Annotated in this window: 17 protein-coding genes and 1 riboswitch; of the genes, 14 read left to right on the top strand and 3 right to left on the bottom strand. The window is 67.6% G+C overall.

Translation table 11 applies throughout. The features are described from left to right. Positions 1–113: 113 nt before the first annotated feature. Together cbiB and cobD are read left to right on the top strand one after the other, a co-directional pair. A complete protein-coding gene (gene cbiB, locus IVB36_RS33135) occupies positions 114–1,055 on the top strand; it encodes an adenosylcobinamide-phosphate synthase CbiB (protein WP_247394385.1) in 942 nt (313 codons plus the stop codon). Positions 1,056–1,066: 11 nt separating this feature from the next. Next, complete coding sequence (gene cobD, locus IVB36_RS33130) at positions 1,067–2,029, top strand: threonine-phosphate decarboxylase CobD (protein ID WP_162496361.1); 963 nt, start codon at positions 1,067–1,069, stop codon at positions 2,027–2,029. Here the strand turns inward: cobD and IVB36_RS33125 are convergent. Further along, on the bottom strand, positions 2,018–3,466 hold the full coding sequence (locus IVB36_RS33125; protein WP_247394384.1) for a cobyric acid synthase: 1,449 nt from the start codon (positions 3,464–3,466) through the stop codon (positions 2,018–2,020). The genes cobD and IVB36_RS33125 overlap by 12 nt on opposite strands. A gap of 10 nt (positions 3,467–3,476) precedes the next feature. Continuing rightward, positions 3,477–4,112: a cob(I)yrinic acid a,c-diamide adenosyltransferase gene (gene cobO / locus IVB36_RS33120; protein WP_247338640.1), complete on the bottom strand. Its 636-nt coding sequence runs from the start codon at positions 4,110–4,112 to the stop codon at positions 3,477–3,479. Positions 4,113–4,152: 40 nt separating this feature from the next. Further along, positions 4,153–4,371: riboswitch (cobalamin riboswitch) on the top strand. Between the two features lie 94 nt (positions 4,372–4,465). Here cobO and IVB36_RS33115 point away from each other — a divergent pair. From IVB36_RS33115 to cobJ, 7 genes are read left to right on the top strand one after another with little or no spacing between them, the layout of a single operon-like run. Beyond that, on the top strand, positions 4,466–4,849 hold the full coding sequence (locus IVB36_RS33115) for a DUF1636 domain-containing protein (RefSeq protein ID WP_247338643.1): 384 nt from the start codon (positions 4,466–4,468) through the stop codon (positions 4,847–4,849). Next, positions 4,846–5,895, top strand: coding sequence for a cobalamin biosynthesis protein CobW (gene cobW, locus IVB36_RS33110; RefSeq protein ID WP_247338645.1), 1,050 nt, complete (start codon positions 4,846–4,848; stop codon positions 5,893–5,895). The genes IVB36_RS33115 and cobW overlap by 4 nt, the downstream gene beginning before the upstream one ends. After that, entirely contained in the window at positions 5,895–9,143 is a 3,249-nt protein-coding gene (cobN, locus tag IVB36_RS33105) for a cobaltochelatase subunit CobN (protein ID WP_247394382.1), read from the top strand. Before cobW ends, cobN begins: the two co-directional genes overlap by 1 nt. After that, on the top strand, positions 9,140–10,303 hold the full coding sequence (gene cobG, locus IVB36_RS33100; RefSeq protein WP_018458661.1) for a precorrin-3B synthase: 1,164 nt from the start codon (positions 9,140–9,142) through the stop codon (positions 10,301–10,303). Before cobN ends, cobG begins: the two co-directional genes overlap by 4 nt. Then, positions 10,303–10,932, top strand: coding sequence for a precorrin-8X methylmutase (locus IVB36_RS33095; protein WP_018458662.1), 630 nt, complete (start codon positions 10,303–10,305; stop codon positions 10,930–10,932). Before cobG ends, IVB36_RS33095 begins: the two co-directional genes overlap by 1 nt. 2 nt (positions 10,933–10,934) lie before the next feature. Then, positions 10,935–11,666, top strand: coding sequence for a precorrin-2 C(20)-methyltransferase (locus IVB36_RS33090; protein ID WP_026233633.1), 732 nt, complete (start codon positions 10,935–10,937; stop codon positions 11,664–11,666). Continuing rightward, complete coding sequence (gene cobJ, locus IVB36_RS33085; RefSeq protein WP_018458664.1) at positions 11,663–12,397, top strand: precorrin-3B C(17)-methyltransferase; 735 nt, start codon at positions 11,663–11,665, stop codon at positions 12,395–12,397. Before IVB36_RS33090 ends, cobJ begins: the two co-directional genes overlap by 4 nt. Here the strand turns inward: cobJ and IVB36_RS33080 are convergent. Beyond that, positions 12,373–13,119 (bottom strand): cobalt-precorrin-6A reductase, encoded by a 747-nt coding sequence (locus IVB36_RS33080; RefSeq protein ID WP_018458665.1) that lies wholly within the window; start codon positions 13,117–13,119, stop codon positions 12,373–12,375. The genes cobJ and IVB36_RS33080 overlap by 25 nt on opposite strands. Between IVB36_RS33080 and IVB36_RS33075 the strand changes: the two genes are divergently transcribed. From IVB36_RS33075 to cobA, 5 genes are read left to right on the top strand one after another with little or no spacing between them, the layout of a single operon-like run. Further along, positions 13,118–14,299, top strand: a complete 1,182-nt coding sequence (locus IVB36_RS33075; protein ID WP_018458666.1) for a bifunctional cobalt-precorrin-7 (C(5))-methyltransferase/cobalt-precorrin-6B (C(15))-methyltransferase — start codon at positions 13,118–13,120, stop codon at positions 14,297–14,299. The genes IVB36_RS33080 and IVB36_RS33075 overlap by 2 nt on opposite strands. Next, on the top strand, positions 14,296–14,664 hold the full coding sequence (locus IVB36_RS33070; RefSeq protein ID WP_018458667.1) for a cobalamin biosynthesis protein: 369 nt from the start codon (positions 14,296–14,298) through the stop codon (positions 14,662–14,664). Before IVB36_RS33075 ends, IVB36_RS33070 begins: the two co-directional genes overlap by 4 nt. After that, on the top strand, positions 14,661–15,443 hold the full coding sequence (gene cobM / locus IVB36_RS33065; protein ID WP_247394378.1) for a precorrin-4 C(11)-methyltransferase: 783 nt from the start codon (positions 14,661–14,663) through the stop codon (positions 15,441–15,443). The genes IVB36_RS33070 and cobM overlap by 4 nt, the downstream gene beginning before the upstream one ends. Beyond that, on the top strand, positions 15,443–16,753 hold the full coding sequence (locus tag IVB36_RS33060; protein WP_018458669.1) for a cobyrinate a,c-diamide synthase: 1,311 nt from the start codon (positions 15,443–15,445) through the stop codon (positions 16,751–16,753). Before cobM ends, IVB36_RS33060 begins: the two co-directional genes overlap by 1 nt. Continuing rightward, positions 16,750–17,481, top strand: coding sequence for a uroporphyrinogen-III C-methyltransferase (gene cobA / locus IVB36_RS33055; protein WP_018458670.1), 732 nt, complete (start codon positions 16,750–16,752; stop codon positions 17,479–17,481). The genes IVB36_RS33060 and cobA overlap by 4 nt, the downstream gene beginning before the upstream one ends. The last annotated feature ends 21 nt before the right edge of the window (positions 17,482–17,502 follow it).

Raw genomic sequence — 17,502 nt, 5'->3', positions numbered from 1 at the left:
CCTGTGGGTCTGACTAATCACCAAACGCGGCCAAAAACAAAGCCGAAATCCGCCAGCCGGGGGCTTGCGCTCCGGCCGTCGTTTGCGCAACAGGGGCGGGACAGGAGGCGGGTGTGGGTTTTGCGGGTGCGATGGCGGTGGCGATGATGGTGGATGCCCTGTTGGGCTGGCCGTTGTGGTTGTTCGCGCGGATCGGCCATCCCGTCACCTGGCTGGGCGGGCTGATCTCTGCCATCGACACCTCGTGGAATCGACCGTCCGATCCGCCGGCATTTCGCCGCGCCGCGGGTCTTGCCGGAGCACTCGTCGTGATCGCGCTCGCTGTCGCGCTCGGCTGGGTGCTGCAGTCTCTGCTTCCCTTGGGATTGATCCAGCTCGTGCTGGTCGGGGTTCTGGCCTGGCCGCTGATCGCCTTGCGCTCGTTGCACGACCACGTTGTTGCCGTCGCAAATCCCACGCGGGCCGGTGATATCGCCGCCGCACGCGAGGCGGTCTCGCGCATCGTTGGCCGCGATCCCGCCACGCTTGACGAGGCCGGTGTCGCGCGCGCGGCGATCGAGAGCCTCGCCGAGAATGCATCCGACGGCATCGTCGCACCGGTATTCTGGGGCGCGCTGTTCGGTCTGCCCGGCATTTTGGGCTACAAGGCGATCAACACGCTGGACTCCATGATCGGCCACCGCAACGAGCGCCACGAAGCCTTCGGCTGGGCCGCGGCGCGCATCGACGATGTCGCCAATTTCATTCCGGCGCGGCTGACCGGATTTCTGTTCGTGCTGCTGGCGCCACGGCGATCAGAGGCACTGTCGTGCATGACGCGGGATGCACGCCGTCACCGTTCGCCCAATGCCGGCTGGCCGGAAGCGGCTATGGCGGGTGCGCTTGGTGTGCGGCTCAGCGGTCCACGGATCTATCACGGCAGCATCACGAACGAGCTATGGCTGAATGAAGCTGCGCGCGATCCGCTTGCCGCCGACATCGATCGAGGCTTGACGGTTTACCGCCGCACCATGCTGCTGCTCGCCGGCATCCTTGCGATCCTGGCCTTCGCGTGAAAGAACAGCGCATGCGCGAGCACGGTGGAAATCTCGATCAGGCCCAGCAGCGCTTCGGCGGTCGCGCGGAGGACTGGATCGATCTGTCGACCGGTATCAACCGCCTGCCTTATCCCGTGGGCGAGGTGAGTTCGCGCGCGTGGAGCGCGTTGCCGTCGCGCGCCGAGATCGAGGCGCTGCATCAGGCGGCGCGGCACGCTTACCGCACGAGCGCGGCGGTTGTCGCGCTCGGCGGCGCACAGGCGGCGATTCAACTGCTGCCGCAACTTGCGCCACCCGGCCGCGCGCGCATCCTCGCCCCGACCTACAACGAATATGCCGGGGTCCTCTCGGCCGCGGGCTGGGAGGTCCAGGAGGTCGGGGACTTCGACGCATTGGCGGGCGCGGACCTCGCCATAGTCGTCAATCCCAACAATCCCGACGGTCGATGCCACCCACCAAGGGATTTGCTGACGCTGCTGCCGCGCGTCGGTCGTCTCGTCGTCGACGAGAGTTTCGCCGATGTAGCCCCGCAGCTATCGCTTGCATCCGGGGACCGGCCGGGGCTGCTGATCCTGCGCTCCTTCGGAAAGTTCTATGGCCTTGCCGGCCTGCGGCTAGGCTTCGCGCTCGGCAATTCGTCCGACATCGCCAGGGTCGCGGCGATATCGGGACCTTGGCCGGTCTCGGGAGCGGCGATCGCGATCGGCTGCCGCGCGCTGCGTGACGATGCCTGGGCCGAGGCCACGTCCGCGCGGCTCGCGCGAGACTGCGTTCGCCTCGACGGCATGGTGCAGTCGCAAGGCTGGACGCTCGTTGGCGGGACGCAGCTGTTTCGTCTCTACGAGACGCCTGACGCGCCTGCCGCGCAGGAGAAGCTGGCGCGTCGCCATATCTGGTCTCGCGTGTTCGCGCGAGAGCCGACATGGCTGCGCCTCGGGCTTCCGGGCAGCGAATCCGAATGGACCCGCCTGGCCGAGACTCTAGCGCGCTAGAGCGAGCAGGCCGTCGACATCGAGATGGGCTTCGATGTGATCGGCGAGCGCATCGAGCGCGCTCTCGACCCTTGCGTGATAGGGCTCGTCGCCGGCGGGAATGTCGAGCTTCGCCAAAAAGGCCTTGCGGAAATCATCCGACGTGAACAGGCCGTGCAGATAGCTGCCCTGCACGCGTCCGTCGCGCGAGATCGCGCCTTCCGGTTCGCCATTCAGCCTTGCGAATGGCCGCGCGCGATCCGGCCCATCAGTGCGGCCGATGTGGATTTCATAAGCCTCGATCGGCTGATTGGTGGCGGCATGCAGCGCCGCGACGCGTGTCAACGTCTTCTCCGAGCTCATCACCGTTTCCACATCCAGAAGTCCGAGACCCGGTGTGTCGCCGGCGGGGCCCTCGATCCCCTCGGGATCAGCGACGCTGCGTCCGAGCATCTGATAGCCGCCGCAGAGGCCGAGCACATGGCCGCCTCTGCGGTAATGCGCCAGGAGATCGATGTCCCAGCCCTGCGCGCGCAGAAAGGCGAGGTCGCCACGAGTGGATTTCGAGCCGGGAATGATGACGAGGCGCACGTCGCCGGGAATGGCCTCGCCCGGCCGCACCATCACGAGATCGACGCCAGGCTCGAGCTTGAGCGGATCGAGATCGTCGAAATTGGCGATTCGCGACAGCGCGAGACAGGCGATCTTGCATTGGCCCGGTTTGCGCGCATCGCTCAGGCCCAGCGCATCCTCGGCCGGCAGCTCGCCGGCGCGCGCGAACCAGAGCAGCACGCCGAGGCCGCGCCATGCGGTCTTTTCTTCGATCAGTCTGTAGCCGTCGTCGAACAATGTGGGATCGCCGCGGAACTTGTTGATGACAAATCCCTGGATCATCGCGGCATCGTCCGGGTCGATCACCGTCTTGATGCCGACGAGTTGCGCGATGACACCGCCGCGGTTGATGTCGCCAACCAGCACGACCGGCACGTCGGCCTTGCGCGCAAAACCCATATTGGCGATGTCGGCCTTGCGCAGGTTCACTTCGGCCGGACTGCCGGCACCCTCCACCAGAACGAGATCGGCGCGCGCCTTCAGCCGCTCGAAGCTCTCCAGCACGGCGCCCATCAATGACGGTTTCATCGCCGCATATTCACGCGCACGCGCGGTCGCGATGCGTTTTCCTTGCACGATCACCTGCGCGCCGACATCGGTCTCGGGCTTGAGCAGCACCGGGTTCATGTCGGTGTGCGGCTCGACGCCGGCGGCGAGCGCCTGGAGTGCCTGGGCGCGGCCGATCTCGCCGCCGTCAACGGTGACGGCTGCATTGTTCGACATGTTCTGCGGCTTGAACGGGACCACGCGCAGGCCGCGTCGCACAAAGGCGCGTGCGAGGCCGGCAACGATGAGCGACTTGCCCACGTCCGAGCCGGCTCCCTGGATCATCAATGCGCGCGCCATCGCGAGTTTCTTAGAACTCGACGCCGGCTTGCGCCTTGATGCCCGAGCGGAAGGGATGCTTGACCAGCGTCATCTCGGTGACGAGATCGGCGATCTCGATCAGCTCGTCCTTGGCGTTGCGGCCGGTGAGCACGACATGCGTCATCGGCGGCTTCTGCGTCGTGAGGAATTCGACGACCTCCGCGATGTCAAGATAGTCGTAGCGCAGCGCGATGTTGATCTCGTCGAGCACGACCATGCGGAGATTCTGGTCGAGGATCAGCTCCTTGGCCTTCTCCCAGCCGGCGCGCGCGGCGGCGATGTCGCGGGCGCGGTCCTGCGTCTCCCAGGTAAAACCCTCGCCCATGGCGTGGAATTGGCATAGGTCGCCGAAATGGCCGGTCAGCATGCGGCGCTCGCCGGTGTCCCAGGCGCCCTTGATGAACTGCACGACCGCGCAGGGGAAGCCATGGGCGACGCAGCGGACGATCATGCCGAAGGCCGAAGAGGACTTGCCCTTGCCGGCCCCGGTGTGGACGATGATCAGGCCCTTTTCGCCGCTCTTGGTCGCCATGATCTTGTCGCGGGCGACCTTCTTCTTCGCCATTTTCGAGGCGTGGCGGGCGTCGGTTTCGTCGGCCGTCTGGGTATCCGGTTCGGGCGTCATCGGACGGGGTCCTTCGGCTTGACAAGAGGCGGTCGGGGGCAAATGGTGGCCCGGCGTTGGTTCCTGTCCTACGACAGGCGAAGAGGGAATGCGATAGGGTCCGAATCGGCAAGATTTGGTTCCAAAATGCAGCCGCCCCCGCGACCGTGACCGGAGAGATGCCCGAAGCCACTGATCCCCTGGGGATCGGGAAGGCGGGGATCGAAGGGGAAACCCTGCTCCGCAAGCCGGGAGACCTGCCAACGCGGACGATTTTGGACCGGCGGACGGGGTGTTCCGCGACGGGGAAACGGGCCTTCGCAAGAACGGTTCGTGGGCCTCATCGCTTCCCGCTGTTTATTCTGGAAGAAGCGATGACCGTCACACTTCATGTCTGCATTACCTGCCGCGCCGGCGAGACACTTGGCGAAGGCGAGACGACGCCCGGCAAGCGCCTGCATGGCGCGATCCTCGAGGCCGGCGTGCCCGACGGCGTCAGCGTGGTTCCCGTCGAATGCCTGTCTGCATGCAACCAGGGTTGCTCCGTCGCGCTCAGCGCGCCCGGCCGCTGGTCCTATGTCTATGGCCGTCTGTCGGATGCGAATGCGAGCGATGTGGTCGCGGGCGCCGCGGCCTATGCGGCCGCGCCCGACGGCCTCGTGCCCTGGCGCAGCCGCCCGGAGGTATTCCGCAAGCAATCGCTTGCCCGCATTCCCCCCATTTCCCCCTTGGCCGTCGTGCCGGAGGCCGCCGAATGAATTCGCTCGCAAAAGTCCCGGTCACGGTCGTCACGGGCTTTCTCGGCTCCGGCAAGACCACGCTGATCCAGCATCTGCTTGCCAATGCCAACGGCAAGAAGCTGGCGGTGCTCGTCAACGAGTTCGGCAGCGAGGGCGTCGATGGCGAGATTCTGAAATCCTGCGCCGATGCGAATTGCCCGGAAGAGAACATCATCGAGCTCGCCAATGGCTGCATCTGCTGCACCGTCGCCGACGATTTTATTCCGACCATGGAGAAGCTGCTGTCGCGGGCCGTCAAGCCCGATCACATCCTGATCGAGACCTCGGGCCTGGCGCTGCCCAAGCCGCTGCTCAAGGCGTTCGATTGGCCGGAGATCCGTTCGCGCATCACGGTCGACGGCGTGATCGCGCTGGCCGACGCCGAAGCTGTCGCCGCCGGCCGTTTTGCGCCCGACCCTGACGCCGTCGAAGCGCAGCGCGCGGCGGACGGCAATCTCGACCATGAGACGCCACTGTCGGAAGTGTTTGAGGACCAGATCGCCTGCGCCGACATCGTGCTGCTGACCAAGGCCGATCTTGCGGGCGCGGCAGGCCTCGAAGCAGCCAAGGCGGCGATCACCGCCGAGATATCGCGCCGCGTGCCGATGCTGGCGATCACCGACGGCGCGATCGACGCGCGCCTCATCCTCGGCCTCGGTGCTGCCGCCGAGAACGATCTCGCCGCGCGTCCCTCGCATCACGACGGCGAAGAGGATCACGAGCACGACGATTTTGCGTCCGTCGTGATCGATCTTCCTGAGGTCACCGATATCGAAGCGCTGGTTGCATCCGTTCAGCGTCTGGCGCGCGAGCAGAATGTGCTGCGCGTCAAGGGTTACATCGCGGTGCAAGGCAAGCCGATGCGCCTCTTGCTGCAAGCGGTGGGCGAGCGCGTGCGCCACCAGTTCGACAAGCCCTGGGGCGCGGGCGCGAGGCAGTCAAAGCTGGTCGTGATCGGCGAGCACGGCGATATCGACGAGGCCGCGATCAAGGCGGGACTCGGTCTTTCAGGATCCGGTATCTGATGCACGTCGTCTTCCGCGAGAGCCGCGGTCTCGAGGAGACCGCGATACCAAGGGACATTGGCCAGGACCCGGCCGATCTCGTGGTGCTCTCGTATTCGGATTCCGATCTTGCCGCGTTCGCGGCCGGCTGGCGCCGTGGCCGCGACAGCCTGCCGTCGCTGCGGCTCGTCAATCTCGCAGAACTTCGTCATCCCCTCTCGGTCGACACCTATGTCGAACGCACGCTTGCGCACGCGCGCGGCATTCTCGTGCGTTTGATCGGCGGGGAATCCTATTGGCCGTATGGGCTCGCGGCCCTGCAGCAGCTGGCGAAGGAGCGCGGCATCGTGCTGGCCGTGCTGCCGGCCGACGGCCGCGACGATACGCGGCTGGACGCGTATTCGACCCTGCCGGTCTCGACGTTGCGGCGGCTCAAGGTGCTCTGCGACACCGGCGGCCCCGTCGCATCGCAAGCCGCGATCGCGCAGCTTGCGCTGGCTTCGGGCCTCTATGCGGGACCTGTTATCGGCGACATGACCGTGCCCGAGATGGGCTTTTACGATCCCGCGCGCGGCGTCATTGCAGCGCCGGCGTCGGGTGAGGGCAGGCCGCGCGCGCTCGTGACCTTCTATCGCTCCTATCTCACCGCTGCCGACACCGGCCCGGTCGATGCCCTGATCGCCGCATTGCGCGAGAAGGGATTCGACGTGTTTGGTGTGTTCGTCACCTCGCTGAAAGCCGCGGGGGTCGCGGATTGGTTGCGGGTGCATCTTGCGCAAAATCCTCCGGCCGCGATCGTCAATGCGACGGCGTTCTCGGCGATGGGCGACGACGGCACGACGCCGTTCGATGCCGCATCCTGCCCCGTGTTCCAGGTCGCGCTCTCCACGGCCCGCCGCGAGGACTGGGCGAGCTCGCTCCGCGGCCTGTCGCCCGGCGACCTCGCGATGCATGTGGTGCTGCCCGAGGTCGACGGCCGCCTGTTCGCGGGCGTGGTGAGCTTCAAGTCTGCGGCGATGCGCGATCCCGATTTGCAATTTTCGCATCTGGCACACAAGCCCGACGAGGAGCGCGTGAAGGCCGTGGCCGCGCGCGTTGCGGCCTGGCGGCGTCTTGCGAAGACGCCGGCCGCTGACAAGCGGATGGCACTCGTGCTCTCCAACTATCCGGGCCGTCCGCATCAGATCGCGCACGCGGTGGGTCTCGATGCGCTGGCGTCGGTCGAGGCCCTGGTGTCCGATCTCGCGGAGGCCGGCTTCGATCTCGATCCGGTCCATGCGCTCGGTGAGACGCTGCTCAAGCAGACCTTGAGCTGGAGCGTCGCCGATTACCGTGCTGCACTGTCGCGCCTTCCGCAAGTGTTGCAGGATGATCTCGCGCAAGCCTGGGGCGCGCTGGAGACCGATCCGGGTTGTCGCGACGGCGCGTTCCATTTCGCTGCGATTCAATGCGGCCGGTCGATCATCGCGGTTCAGCCGGAGCGTGGCGATGCGACCGCGCGCGATGCCGACTATCACGATCTCGCCCGCACGCCGCGCCATGCCTATGTCGCGTTCTATCTCTGGCTCCGCGAGCAGGGCTGTGATGCCGTCGTGCACATGGGCGCGCACGGCACGCTGGAATGGCTGCCCGGAAAATCCGTGGCGCTGTCGCAGGCGTGCTGGCCGGAAGCCCTGGTCGGCGATTTGCCCGTCATCTATCCCTTCATCGTCAACGATCCCGGCGAGGCCGCGCAGGCCAAGCGGCGCCTGGGTGCCGTCACGATCGGCCATCTGCCGCCGCAACTCGCCGCATCAGCGGTGCCGGACGGGCTGCGCAGGCTCGAACAGCTCCTCGACGAGTACTCGACGGCCGATGGCCTCGATCCCGCCCGCCGCCAGCGTCTGATCGCCGCGATCCGCGATGAGGCACGCGCGGCCGGCCTCGAAGACGATCTTGGCCTCGATGCAGCGGCCGCGCCGGCCGAAGCGATCCCGCGGATCGACCGTTTCGTTTGCGATCTCAAGGAAAGCCAGTTCGGCGACGGCCTGCACGTGTTCGGCCGCGGCGCCTGCGGCGACGCGGAACGCGACGCTTTGCGGGCCGCGCTTGCGGGCCGGCGCGTCGCGCCGGGGCCGTCAGGCTCACCCTATCGCGGCCGTCAGGACGTGCTGCCGACGGGTCGCAATCTCTTTGCCGTCGATCCACGCGCGGTGCCGACGCCGTCGGCGCACGTGCAAGGCATCAAGCTCGCCGAAGAACTGCTACGTCGTCATTTGCAGGATCATGGCGACTGGCCAAAGGGCCTTGTCGTCGATCTCTGGGGCTCGGCGACGATGCGCACCGCGGGCGAAGAGTTTGCCATGGCGCTGCATCTGGCTGGCCTCGCACCGCGCTGGGATCATGCTTCCGGCCGTGTGACCGGCTACGACATCATCGCGCCTGCGGAGCTTGGCCGGCCCCGCATCGACGTCACGCTGCGCGTCTCGGGCCTGTTCCGCGACGTCTTCTCAGGCCTTGCGCAATTGTTCGAGGCGGCAGCCGCGGCGCTGTCGGTCCGCGAGGACGAGGGCGACGAAAATCCATATCGCCATCGCACATCGCGCGTGTTCGCGCCGCGTCCCGGACAATACGGCGTGGGTCTCTCGGCAATCCCGGACGCCTTCACGCCCGAGACGCGCGAAGCCGCCGGCGAAGCGTGGCTCTCGGCATCGTCATGGGCGTTCTCGGCCGATGGCGAAATCAAGCTCGATCGTGCCGGTATCGAGAAGCGGATCGTATCGGCCGATGCTTTTGTTCACATGCAGGATTTGCCGGAAACCGATCTTCTGCTCGCGGCCGACTATGCCGCGCATGAGGCCGGCATTGCGGCTGCCGCGGCCCATCTCGGCGCGGCGGGACCATCGCTCTATCATCTCGATGCGACGCGCCCCGAGCAGCCGCATGCGCGTACGCTGACCGAGGAAATCTCCCGTGTCGTCCGCGCGCGCGCGGCCAACCCGGCCTGGATCGCGGGCATGATGCGCCACGGTTTTCGCGGGGCGGCCGAGATCACCGCGACGCTCGAGCACATGGCCGCCTTCGCGCATCTGGCCGGCGCCGTGCCGCCGCATCTGTTCGACCTCTACTACGATGCGACGCTCGGCCATGACGACGTCCACGCCTTCATGGCCCGCGAAAATCCGGCGGCACTCGCCGCGATGGAAACGTGTTTCACGCGCCTGCATGAAGCCTCGCTCTGGCGAACGCGCCGCAACTCGATTGCGGCTGCGCTGCGGGAGGCCTCATGAGTGCTTCCGTGGTCAAGGGCTGGTGTCCCGGCGCGCTGCGCCCGATGCAATCGGGCGACGGGCTGGTGGCCCGCGTGCGTCCGTTCGGCGGACGGCTCGACGCGGCGCAGATCTCCGGACTGGCTCATCTCGCCGAACGCCATGGCAATGGCCTGATCGACGTGACCAGCCGGGCCAATCTCCAGATCAGGGGCGTCAACGAGACCAGCCACAGGCTGCTGCTCGATGGCCTTTCCCAACTGGCGCTGCTCGACCCGGATGCGGAGACCGAATCCCGTCGCAACATTCTTGTGACGCCGTTCTGGCGTAGCGGGGACGAGACCCAATCGCTCGCCGCCGAGCTCGAGGAGGCGCTCGCCGACAGCCAGCTCGAACTTCCAACCAAGTTCGGCTTCGCCATCGACGACGGCACCTCACGCGTGCTTGCGGGCGATTCCGCCGACGTGCGGATCGAGCGCGATGGTTCCGGCGGACTGCTGGTACGGGCTGATGGCGACAAACTCGGCCGCTCGGTCCCACGTGGCGAGGCCGTGACCACCGCGCTCGCATTCGCCGGCTGGTTCGTGACCTCCGGCGGCGCGAGAGGCGGGCGAGGGCGGATGGCGGCGCATCTTGCAGCCGGTGCAATCTTGCCGGCGGCATTGCGCGGCGAGGCCGAGCCGGCGCCGATCATGGCCGCGGCGCGTCCCGGCCTCTATGCGCAAGGTGCGATGGTCGGGGTCGCCTTCGGACAGATGGCGCATGCAACGCTCAACCAGTTCGCCGGTTGCGGACATGCGCTGCGCATGACGCCGTGGCGGATGGTTTTGAGCGAAGCCAAGCGCGTGATGCCGAACGCGACCGGCCTGATCACCGAGGCCTACGACCCTGCGCTGCGCGTCATCGCCTGTAGCGGTGCGCCACGCTGTCGCGAGGCGCATGCCGATACCCGTGGCCTTGCCGCGGCCCTGGCGCCGAACATCGGCGCGGCCGCACGGCTACACGTCTCCGGCTGTGCCAAGGGCTGCGCCCATTCTGGTCCCGCCGCCATCACTCTGGTCGCGACCGGCGCAGGCTTCGATCTCGTGCGCGCCGGGTCGACGCGCGATGAGCCCATCCTGCGCGGGCTGAATCGCGACGACATCGTCAAAGATCCCTCCATCCTGATGGGAGGGCACTGATGCCGCACACGTACGAGACCGACGGCGCTGCGATCTACCGGCAGTCCTTTGCCACCATCCGGGCCGAAGCCGATCTTGCGCGCTTCACGCCGGACGAGGAGCAGGTGGTGGTGCGGATGATCCATGCCGCCGGCATGGTGGGCCTCGAAGCGCATATCCGCTTCACATCAGGCATGGCGGTCGCCGCACGCGCGGCCTTGCAGAAGGGCGCACCGATCCTGTGCGACGCGCGCATGGTCTCTGAAGGAATTACGCGGGCGCGGCTTCCCGCCGCCAACGCCGTCATCTGCACGCTGGGCGACGAGACCGTTCCCGCGCTCGCGCAGTCCATGCGCAACACCCGTTCGGCCGCGGCCCTGGAGCTGTGGCGGCCGCATCTCGACGGCGCGATCGTGGCGATCGGCAATGCGCCGACCGCGCTGTTCCATCTCCTCAACATGCTGGAGGACCGGGACTGCCCACGGCCCGCGGCAATCATCGGCTGTCCGGTCGGCTTCGTCGGCGCGGCCGAATCCAAGGCTGCGCTGATGGCCGTTTCCCCGGTGCCGGCGCTGACGGTCGAGGGCCGCCTTGGCGGTTCCGCGATCACGGTCGCCGCCGTGAACGCGCTGGCGAGCCGGAGCGAATAGCGATGGGACGCATCATCTGCTGCGGTCTCGGCCCCGGTGACCCTGATATGATGAGCGTGCGCGCCGATCGCACGGTGCGCGGCGCGAGGCATGTCGCCTATTTCCGCAAAAAGGGCCGGCCCGGCCAGGCGCGCCGCATCGTCGAGGGCATGCTGGCTGCCGACGTCACCGAATATCCGATGGAATATCCTGTTACGACCGAGATCGCCTTCGACACGCCTGAATATGTCCAGTTGCTTGCCGGCTTCTACGACGAATGGGCGGAGCGACTGGCGCGGCTGGCGCGCGCGGTCGACGTCGTCGTGCTCTGCGAGGGCGATCCTTACTTCTACGGCTCCTTCATGCATCTGCACATGCGCCTGCAGGGCCGCGTCGAGATCGAGGTGATCGCCGGCATTCCCGGCATGGTCGGCTGCTGGAATGGCGTGGGACAGCCGATTGCGCTCGGCGACGACGTGACGACGGTGCTCATGGGCACGCTCGCCGAGGACGAGCTCGAACGCCGCATGCGCGATTCCGATGCGCTCGTGATCATGAAGACTGGGCGCAATCTCGCGAAAGTGCGCCGCGCGCTCGCTGCCGCCGGACGGCTGGACGATGCGTGGCTGGTCGAGCGCGGCACCATGCCGGGCGAGCGCGTGGTGCGGCTTGCGGAGATCGACGCCGCCGACTGCCCCTATTTTGCGATCGTGCTCGTGCACGGCAAGGGCCGGCATCCGGACGCCGCCGAATGACGGGCACGCTGACCATCGCTGGCCTCGGCCCGGGCAGCGCTGCGCTGGTGACGCCCGAGGTCTCCGCCGCGCTTGCCGCCGCGACCGACATTCTGGGCTACGCGCCCTATGTCGCGCGCGTGCCAGCGCGGGCAGGGCTCACTTTGCATCCTTCCGACAATCGCGAAGAGCTGCAGCGCGCGAGCGAGGCGCTGCGGCTCGCGGCCGAAGGCGGCCAAGTCGTCATCGTGTCCTCCGGCGACCCCGGCGTCTTCGCGATGGCGTCCGCCGTGTTCGAGGCGCTCGAACAGGCGCCGCAATGGCAGGAGCTGCCGATCCGCGTGCTGCCCGGCGTCACTGCGATGCTGGCGGCTGCCGCGCGCGCCGGCGCACCGCTCGGCCATGATTTCTGCGCGATCAATCTCTCCGATAATCTCAAGCCGTGGGCGGTGATCGAGAAGCGCCTGCGGCTCGCCGCGGAAGCCGATTTTGCCATCGCGATGTACAATCCGCGCTCGGCGAGCCGGCCGGAAGGATTTGGCCGTGCGCTCGCGGTGCTGAACGAGGCCGGCTGTGGCGACCGTCTTGTGATTTTCGCGCGCGCGATCAGCGCCGCCGACGAAAAGATCGAGACCGTCAGGCTGAACGAAGCCCGGCCCGAGATGGCCGACATGCGCACGCTGGTGATCGTCGGCAACTCGCAGACACGCCGCGTCGGCCGCTGGGTCTATGCGCCGAGGCAGGCCCGATGACCGAGCCACTGCATGATCTCGGCCACGCTCTCGACCCGCAAGCGTTCCGGCAGTTGCGGCCGCGAGATCATGATCACGGGCAGGCCGAGCCTGCGGGCGGCGTCGATCTTGGCGCGCGCGCCGTCGCCGCCGGAATTGCGGGCGACGATCCGGGTGATGCCTCGCGCGCGCAGCATCTCCAGTTCGCCCTCAAGCGTAAACGGCCCACGCGACACGATGACGTCCGCGGCGAAGGGCAGCGGCGCATCGGGCGGATCGACGAATCTCAGCGTGTAGGCGTGCTGCGGCTTGGTCGCGAACGGCGCGATGTGCTGGCGGCCGATGGCGAGGAACACATTTGCCGGCACTTCAGGCAGTGCGGTGACCGCGGCGTCGACATCAGGTATTTCGATCCAGTTGTCGCCGGGCGCTTTGGTCCACGGCGCTCGCTCGAGAGCGATCAGCGGCGTGCCGGTTTCCGCACATGCCGCGACCGCATTGCGGCTCATCTCGGCGGCAAAGGGATGCGTCGCGTCGATTACATGCGTGATGTGTTCCCGACCAATGTAATCGACAAGTCCGCTTGCGCCGCCAAAACCGCCGATCCGCGTCGGCAACGGCTGACCGGCGGGCGCGCGGGTGCGGCCGCCATAGGAATACACGGCATCGACGCCGGCGCGCGCGATCTCCGCCGCGAGCAGGCTCGCGTCGGCCGTTCCGCCCAGAATGAGGGCGCGCGTCATGGCTGATCCCTGGCTGACCATCATCGGTATCGGCGAAGATGGCCTTGCCGGGCTGTCCGAGGCAAGCCGAAAGGCGCTCGATGATGCCGAAACTGTCTTTGGCGGTGAACGGCATCTTGCACTCGCCGGCATAACCGGGCGCGGCCGTCCATGGCCGGTGCCGTTCGATGCAGAAATCGTGTTGAGCTGCCGTGGTCGCCCGACGGCGGTGCTCGCCTCCGGCGATCCGTTCTGGCACGGGGCCGGCGCGAGCCTCGCCGAGAAGCTCCATGGCGACGAATGGATCGCGTATGCGGCTCCCTCGACATTCTCGCTCGTTGCTGCGCGGCTTGGCTGGCGTCTGGAATCCGTTGCCTGTCTCGGTCTCCACGCCGCGCCATTCGAGCGTCTCGTGCCACACCTGGCGCGAGGGGCACGCATCATTTGTCTCGTGCGCGACGCAAAGGCGGCAGGCGATCTCGCGAAATGGCTGACGGCGCGCGGATGGGGTGCCTCGGCATTCTGGACACTCGCTGCGCTTGGCGGGCCGCGCGAAAGGATCAACGCGCATCGCGCCGACAGCTTCGCAGGCGATCTTGCCGGAAATCTGGTCGCGGTAGCCGTTGAGGCGGCGGGCGCGCAGGGCATCCCCCACAGCTCGGGACTATCGGACGAACTCTTCGTCCATGACGGCCAGATCACCAAGCGTCCGGTCCGTGCGCTCGCGCTTTCGGCGCTGGCGCCGCGTCCCGGTGAACGGCTATGGGACATCGGTGCGGGCTCGGGCTCGATCTCGGTCGAGTGGACGCTGTGCGGGGGCACCGCGATCGCCGTCGAGGCGCGCGAGGATCGCGCAGCGAACATTCGCAGCAATGCGACGGCGTTCGGGTTGGCACATCGGATCACAGTCATCGCGGGAAAAGCGCCTGAAACCCTTGCTACGCTGGACGGGCCTGACGCCGTGTTCATCGGCGGCGGTCTCGACATCGCGATGTTCGACGCCATCTGGCCGCGGCTCTCGCCCGGTACGCGGCTGGTCGCGCATTCAGTAACGTTGGAGACGGAAGCGTTGCTCGGTGAGCTGCACCAGCGCCAGGGCGGCGAATTGATGCGGGTCGAGATTGCGCATGCCGCTTCGCTCGGCCGCTACCGGTCCTGGGAGGCCGTGCGGCCCGTGGTGCAATGGAGCGCGGTCCGATGAAGGTCGCCGGGCTCGGATTCAAGCGGGACGTCACGCTGGCCTCGCTGCGTGAGGCGCTTCTGGCGGCCGGTGGTCCCGAAGGCCTCGCAGCAGTGGCGACGGTCAGCGATAAGGCCGACGAGGAGGTGTTGAAGCAGCTCGCGCGCGAATGCGGCTTGCCGATCAAGGCGGTTGCCGCCGAAATGCTTGTTGGCATCGACACGCCGACGCAGTCAAAGCTCGTCGTGGAAAAGTTCGGGACGGGATCGGTTGCCGAGGCGGCGGCGCTCGCAGCGGCCGGACCTCGCGCGCGATTGATTGCGACGCGGGTGGTCTCGCAGGATCGCACCGCGACCGCGGCGATCGCGGAAGGAGACGGCGCATGACGGTGCATTTCATCGGGGCAGGGCCAGGCGCTCCTGACTTGCTGACGTTGCGCGGCCGCGATCTCATCGCCGCCTGTCCGGTCTGCCTCTATGCTGGCTCACTTGTGCCCGAGGGCGTCTTGGCGCATTGCCCGCCCGGGGCGCGGATCGTCAACACCGCGCCGCTGTCGCTCGATGAGATCGTCGCGGAGATCGCCGCCGCCCATGCCGATGGCAAGGACGTTGCGCGGCTGCATTCCGGTGATCTCTCGATCTGGTCGGCGATGGGCGAACAGCTCCGCCGCCTGCGCACGCTCGACATTCCCTACACGGTCACGCCCGGCGTTCCCTCTTTCTCGGCCGCCGCGGCTGCGCTGGAGGCCGAGCTGACGCTGCCCGGCCTTGCCCAGACCGTGGTGCTGACGCGCACGCCGGGCCGCGCCAGCGCGATGCCCGAAGGCGAGAAGCTTGCCGCCTTCGCCGCCACCGGCGCGGTGCTCGCGATCCATCTGTCGATTCATCTGCTCGACAAGGTCGTCGCTGAGCTGACGCCGCATTATGGCGCGGATTGCCCGGTCGCGATCGTCTGGCGTGCGAGCTGGCCCGAGCAGCGCATCATCCGCGCCACGCTCGCAACACTCGACGCTGCGGTCGGGGGCGAGATGGAGCGCACCGCGTTGATCCTGGTCGGCAAGACGCTGGGCTCGGCGGATTTTTCCGAGAGCCGTCTCTATGCTGCCGACTATGACCGCCGCAATCGGCCGGTCGGCGCCGAGCCGCGCTTTCCGGAGGTGTCGTGATGGCGGCAGGGCTCGTTATCTCCGCGCCGGCCTCCGGCGTCGGCAAGACCACACTGACGCTGGCGCTTGCTCGCGCCTGGCGCAACAGCGGATTGCGGGTGCAGTGCTTCAAGAGCGGCCCCGATTACATCGATCCCGCGTTTCATGCCGCCGCGACGGGACGCGCCTCGGTCAATGTCGACAGTTGGGCGATGGATCGCGGGACAATCTCGCATCTCGTCAGTCGCGGCATTGACGCCGATGTCGTGCTGGCCGAAGGCTCGATGGGTCTGTTCGACGGCGTCGCCGCGCGTGGCGTCTGCGGCACCGGGGCGACCGCCGACATCGCGGAGATGCTGGACTGGCCGGTGCTGCTGGTGATCGATCCCTCAGGACAGGCACAAACGGCGGCCGCGATCGCGGCGGGCCTTCGCGACTACCGCCCCGGTGTGCGCCTTGCAGGCGTCGTGCTCAATCGCGTTGCCAGCCCGCGCCACGAAGCCCTCGTGCGGCGCGCGCTGCTGGATGCCGGCATCGCCGTATTCGGCGCGCTGCCGCGCCATGCCGAGATCAGCCTGCCGAAGCGGCATCTCGGACTGGTGCAGGCCGAGGAGCAGGCGGAAATCGGCAAGCTGATCGACGAGGCCGCGCGCTTCGTTGCCGAGCATGTCGATCTCGACGCGGTGCTGCGTTCGGCGGCCACCTGGTCGCCGCAACCTGCCGCAAGCGGCGTCAACGTGACGCCGCCCGGCCAGCGCATTGCGCTTGCCCGTGATGCCGCGTTCTCCTTCGTCTATCCGCACATGCTGGAAGCGTGGCGCGCGGCGGGTGCGGAGATCTCGACATTCTCGCCGCTCGCCGATGAAGCCCCTGATCCGGTCGCCGATGTGTGCTGGCTGCCTGGCGGCTATCCCGAGCTGCAGGCCGGCAGGATCGCTGCCAATGCGCGCTTCCGCAGCGGATTGCGCGCCTTCGCCGAGACGCGCCCGGTGCACGGCGAATGCGGGGGCTATATGGTGCTGGGCACCGCTTTGACCGACGCCGATGGCATCAGCCACGAGATGACGGGCCTGCTCGGCCTGGAGACGAGCTTTGCCAAGCGCCGCATGCATCTGGGCTATCGTCTGGCCGAGCTCGCCGCGCCGATGCCGGGTCATCAGGCGGGTGCACGCCTGCGTGGCCATGAATTCCACTATTCGACCATAGTCGCGCAGCCCGACACGGCGCTGGCGGTCGTGCACGACGCGACAGGTGCGGTCATTGCCGAGACCGGCTCGCGGCGGGGACAAGCCACCGGCACGTTCTTCCATCTGATCGCGGAGGACCGGTGAGCGGTTTTGTCTCCTTTGTCTCCGCCGGGCCCGGCGATCCCGAGCTGCTCACGCTCAAGGGTGCAGCGCGGCTGCGCGAGGCCGACGTTGTGCTCTATGACGATCTTGCTTCAGGCGCGATCCTCGATCTGGCCCGGCCCGGCGCCAATCTCGTCGCGGTGGGAAAGCGGGCAGGGCGGGCCTCGACCAAGCAGCACCATGTCAACCGCCTGCTGGTCGACTATGCCGTGACAGGCGCGCGCGTGGTCCGGTTGAAGTCGGGCGATGCCGGCATCTTTGGCCGGCTCGAGGAGGAGCTCGAGACGCTGCGTGAAGCGGGCATCGGCTACGAGATCATTCCCGGCGTCACCTCGGCCTGTGTCGCCGCCGCGCAAGCCGGCATTCCGCTGACCCGGCGTCACACCTCGCGCCGCGTGCAGTTCGTGACCGGGGCGGACGTCACCGGCGAGCTGCCGCCAGATCTCAATTGGGCGGCGCTGGCCGATCCGGAGGCGACGACCGTGGTCTATATGGGCCGGCGGACGTTTCCGGCGTTGGTCGTCAAATTGATCGAGCACGGGCTCGCCCCAACCACGCCGGCGTTGTTTGCCGAATCGCTCGGCCGTCCCGATGAGCGGCTGGTCCGCACCACCATTTCGGAACTTGCAGAGCAGCTTGCGCGGGGCGGAGCGGCCTCCACGGCGGCCGTCATCCTGTTCGGCGCGCTGGCGGGGAATTATCCGTCATGACCGCCTCGTCCGCCCGTCGCC

The organism is Bradyrhizobium sp. 35 (genome assembly GCF_023073215.1).
Classification (GTDB): Bacteria; Pseudomonadota; Alphaproteobacteria; order Rhizobiales; family Xanthobacteraceae; genus Bradyrhizobium; species Bradyrhizobium canariense_D.
Note: the sequence above shows the minus strand (reverse complement) of the source record. Positions and strands in the feature narration are given on the sequence as shown.

Coding starts and splice junctions, on each gene's coding strand:
- IVB36_RS33060 (WP_018458669.1), top strand. CDS start 15,443: ATGGCGGCAGGGCTCGTTATCTCCGCGCCGGCCTCCGGCGTCGGCAAG.
- cobW (WP_247338645.1), top strand. CDS start 4,846: ATGAATTCGCTCGCAAAAGTCCCGGTCACGGTCGTCACGGGCTTTCTC.
- cobO (WP_247338640.1), bottom strand. CDS start 4,112: ATGACGCCCGAACCGGATACCCAGACGGCCGACGAAACCGACGCCCGC.
- IVB36_RS33070 (WP_018458667.1), top strand. CDS start 14,296: ATGAAGGTCGCCGGGCTCGGATTCAAGCGGGACGTCACGCTGGCCTCG.
- IVB36_RS33115 (WP_247338643.1), top strand. CDS start 4,466: ATGACCGTCACACTTCATGTCTGCATTACCTGCCGCGCCGGCGAGACA.
- IVB36_RS33075 (WP_018458666.1), top strand. CDS start 13,118: ATGGCTGATCCCTGGCTGACCATCATCGGTATCGGCGAAGATGGCCTT.
- IVB36_RS33080 (WP_018458665.1), bottom strand. CDS start 13,119: ATGACGCGCGCCCTCATTCTGGGCGGAACGGCCGACGCGAGCCTGCTC.
- IVB36_RS33090 (WP_026233633.1), top strand. CDS start 10,935: ATGGGACGCATCATCTGCTGCGGTCTCGGCCCCGGTGACCCTGATATG.
- cobN (WP_247394382.1), top strand. CDS start 5,895: ATGCACGTCGTCTTCCGCGAGAGCCGCGGTCTCGAGGAGACCGCGATA.
- IVB36_RS33125 (WP_247394384.1), bottom strand. CDS start 3,466: ATGGCGCGCGCATTGATGATCCAGGGAGCCGGCTCGGACGTGGGCAAG.
- cobG (WP_018458661.1), top strand. CDS start 9,140: ATGAGTGCTTCCGTGGTCAAGGGCTGGTGTCCCGGCGCGCTGCGCCCG.
- cobD (WP_162496361.1), top strand. CDS start 1,067: ATGCGCGAGCACGGTGGAAATCTCGATCAGGCCCAGCAGCGCTTCGGC.
- IVB36_RS33095 (WP_018458662.1), top strand. CDS start 10,303: ATGCCGCACACGTACGAGACCGACGGCGCTGCGATCTACCGGCAGTCC.
- cobM (WP_247394378.1), top strand. CDS start 14,661: ATGACGGTGCATTTCATCGGGGCAGGGCCAGGCGCTCCTGACTTGCTG.
- cobJ (WP_018458664.1), top strand. CDS start 11,663: ATGACGGGCACGCTGACCATCGCTGGCCTCGGCCCGGGCAGCGCTGCG.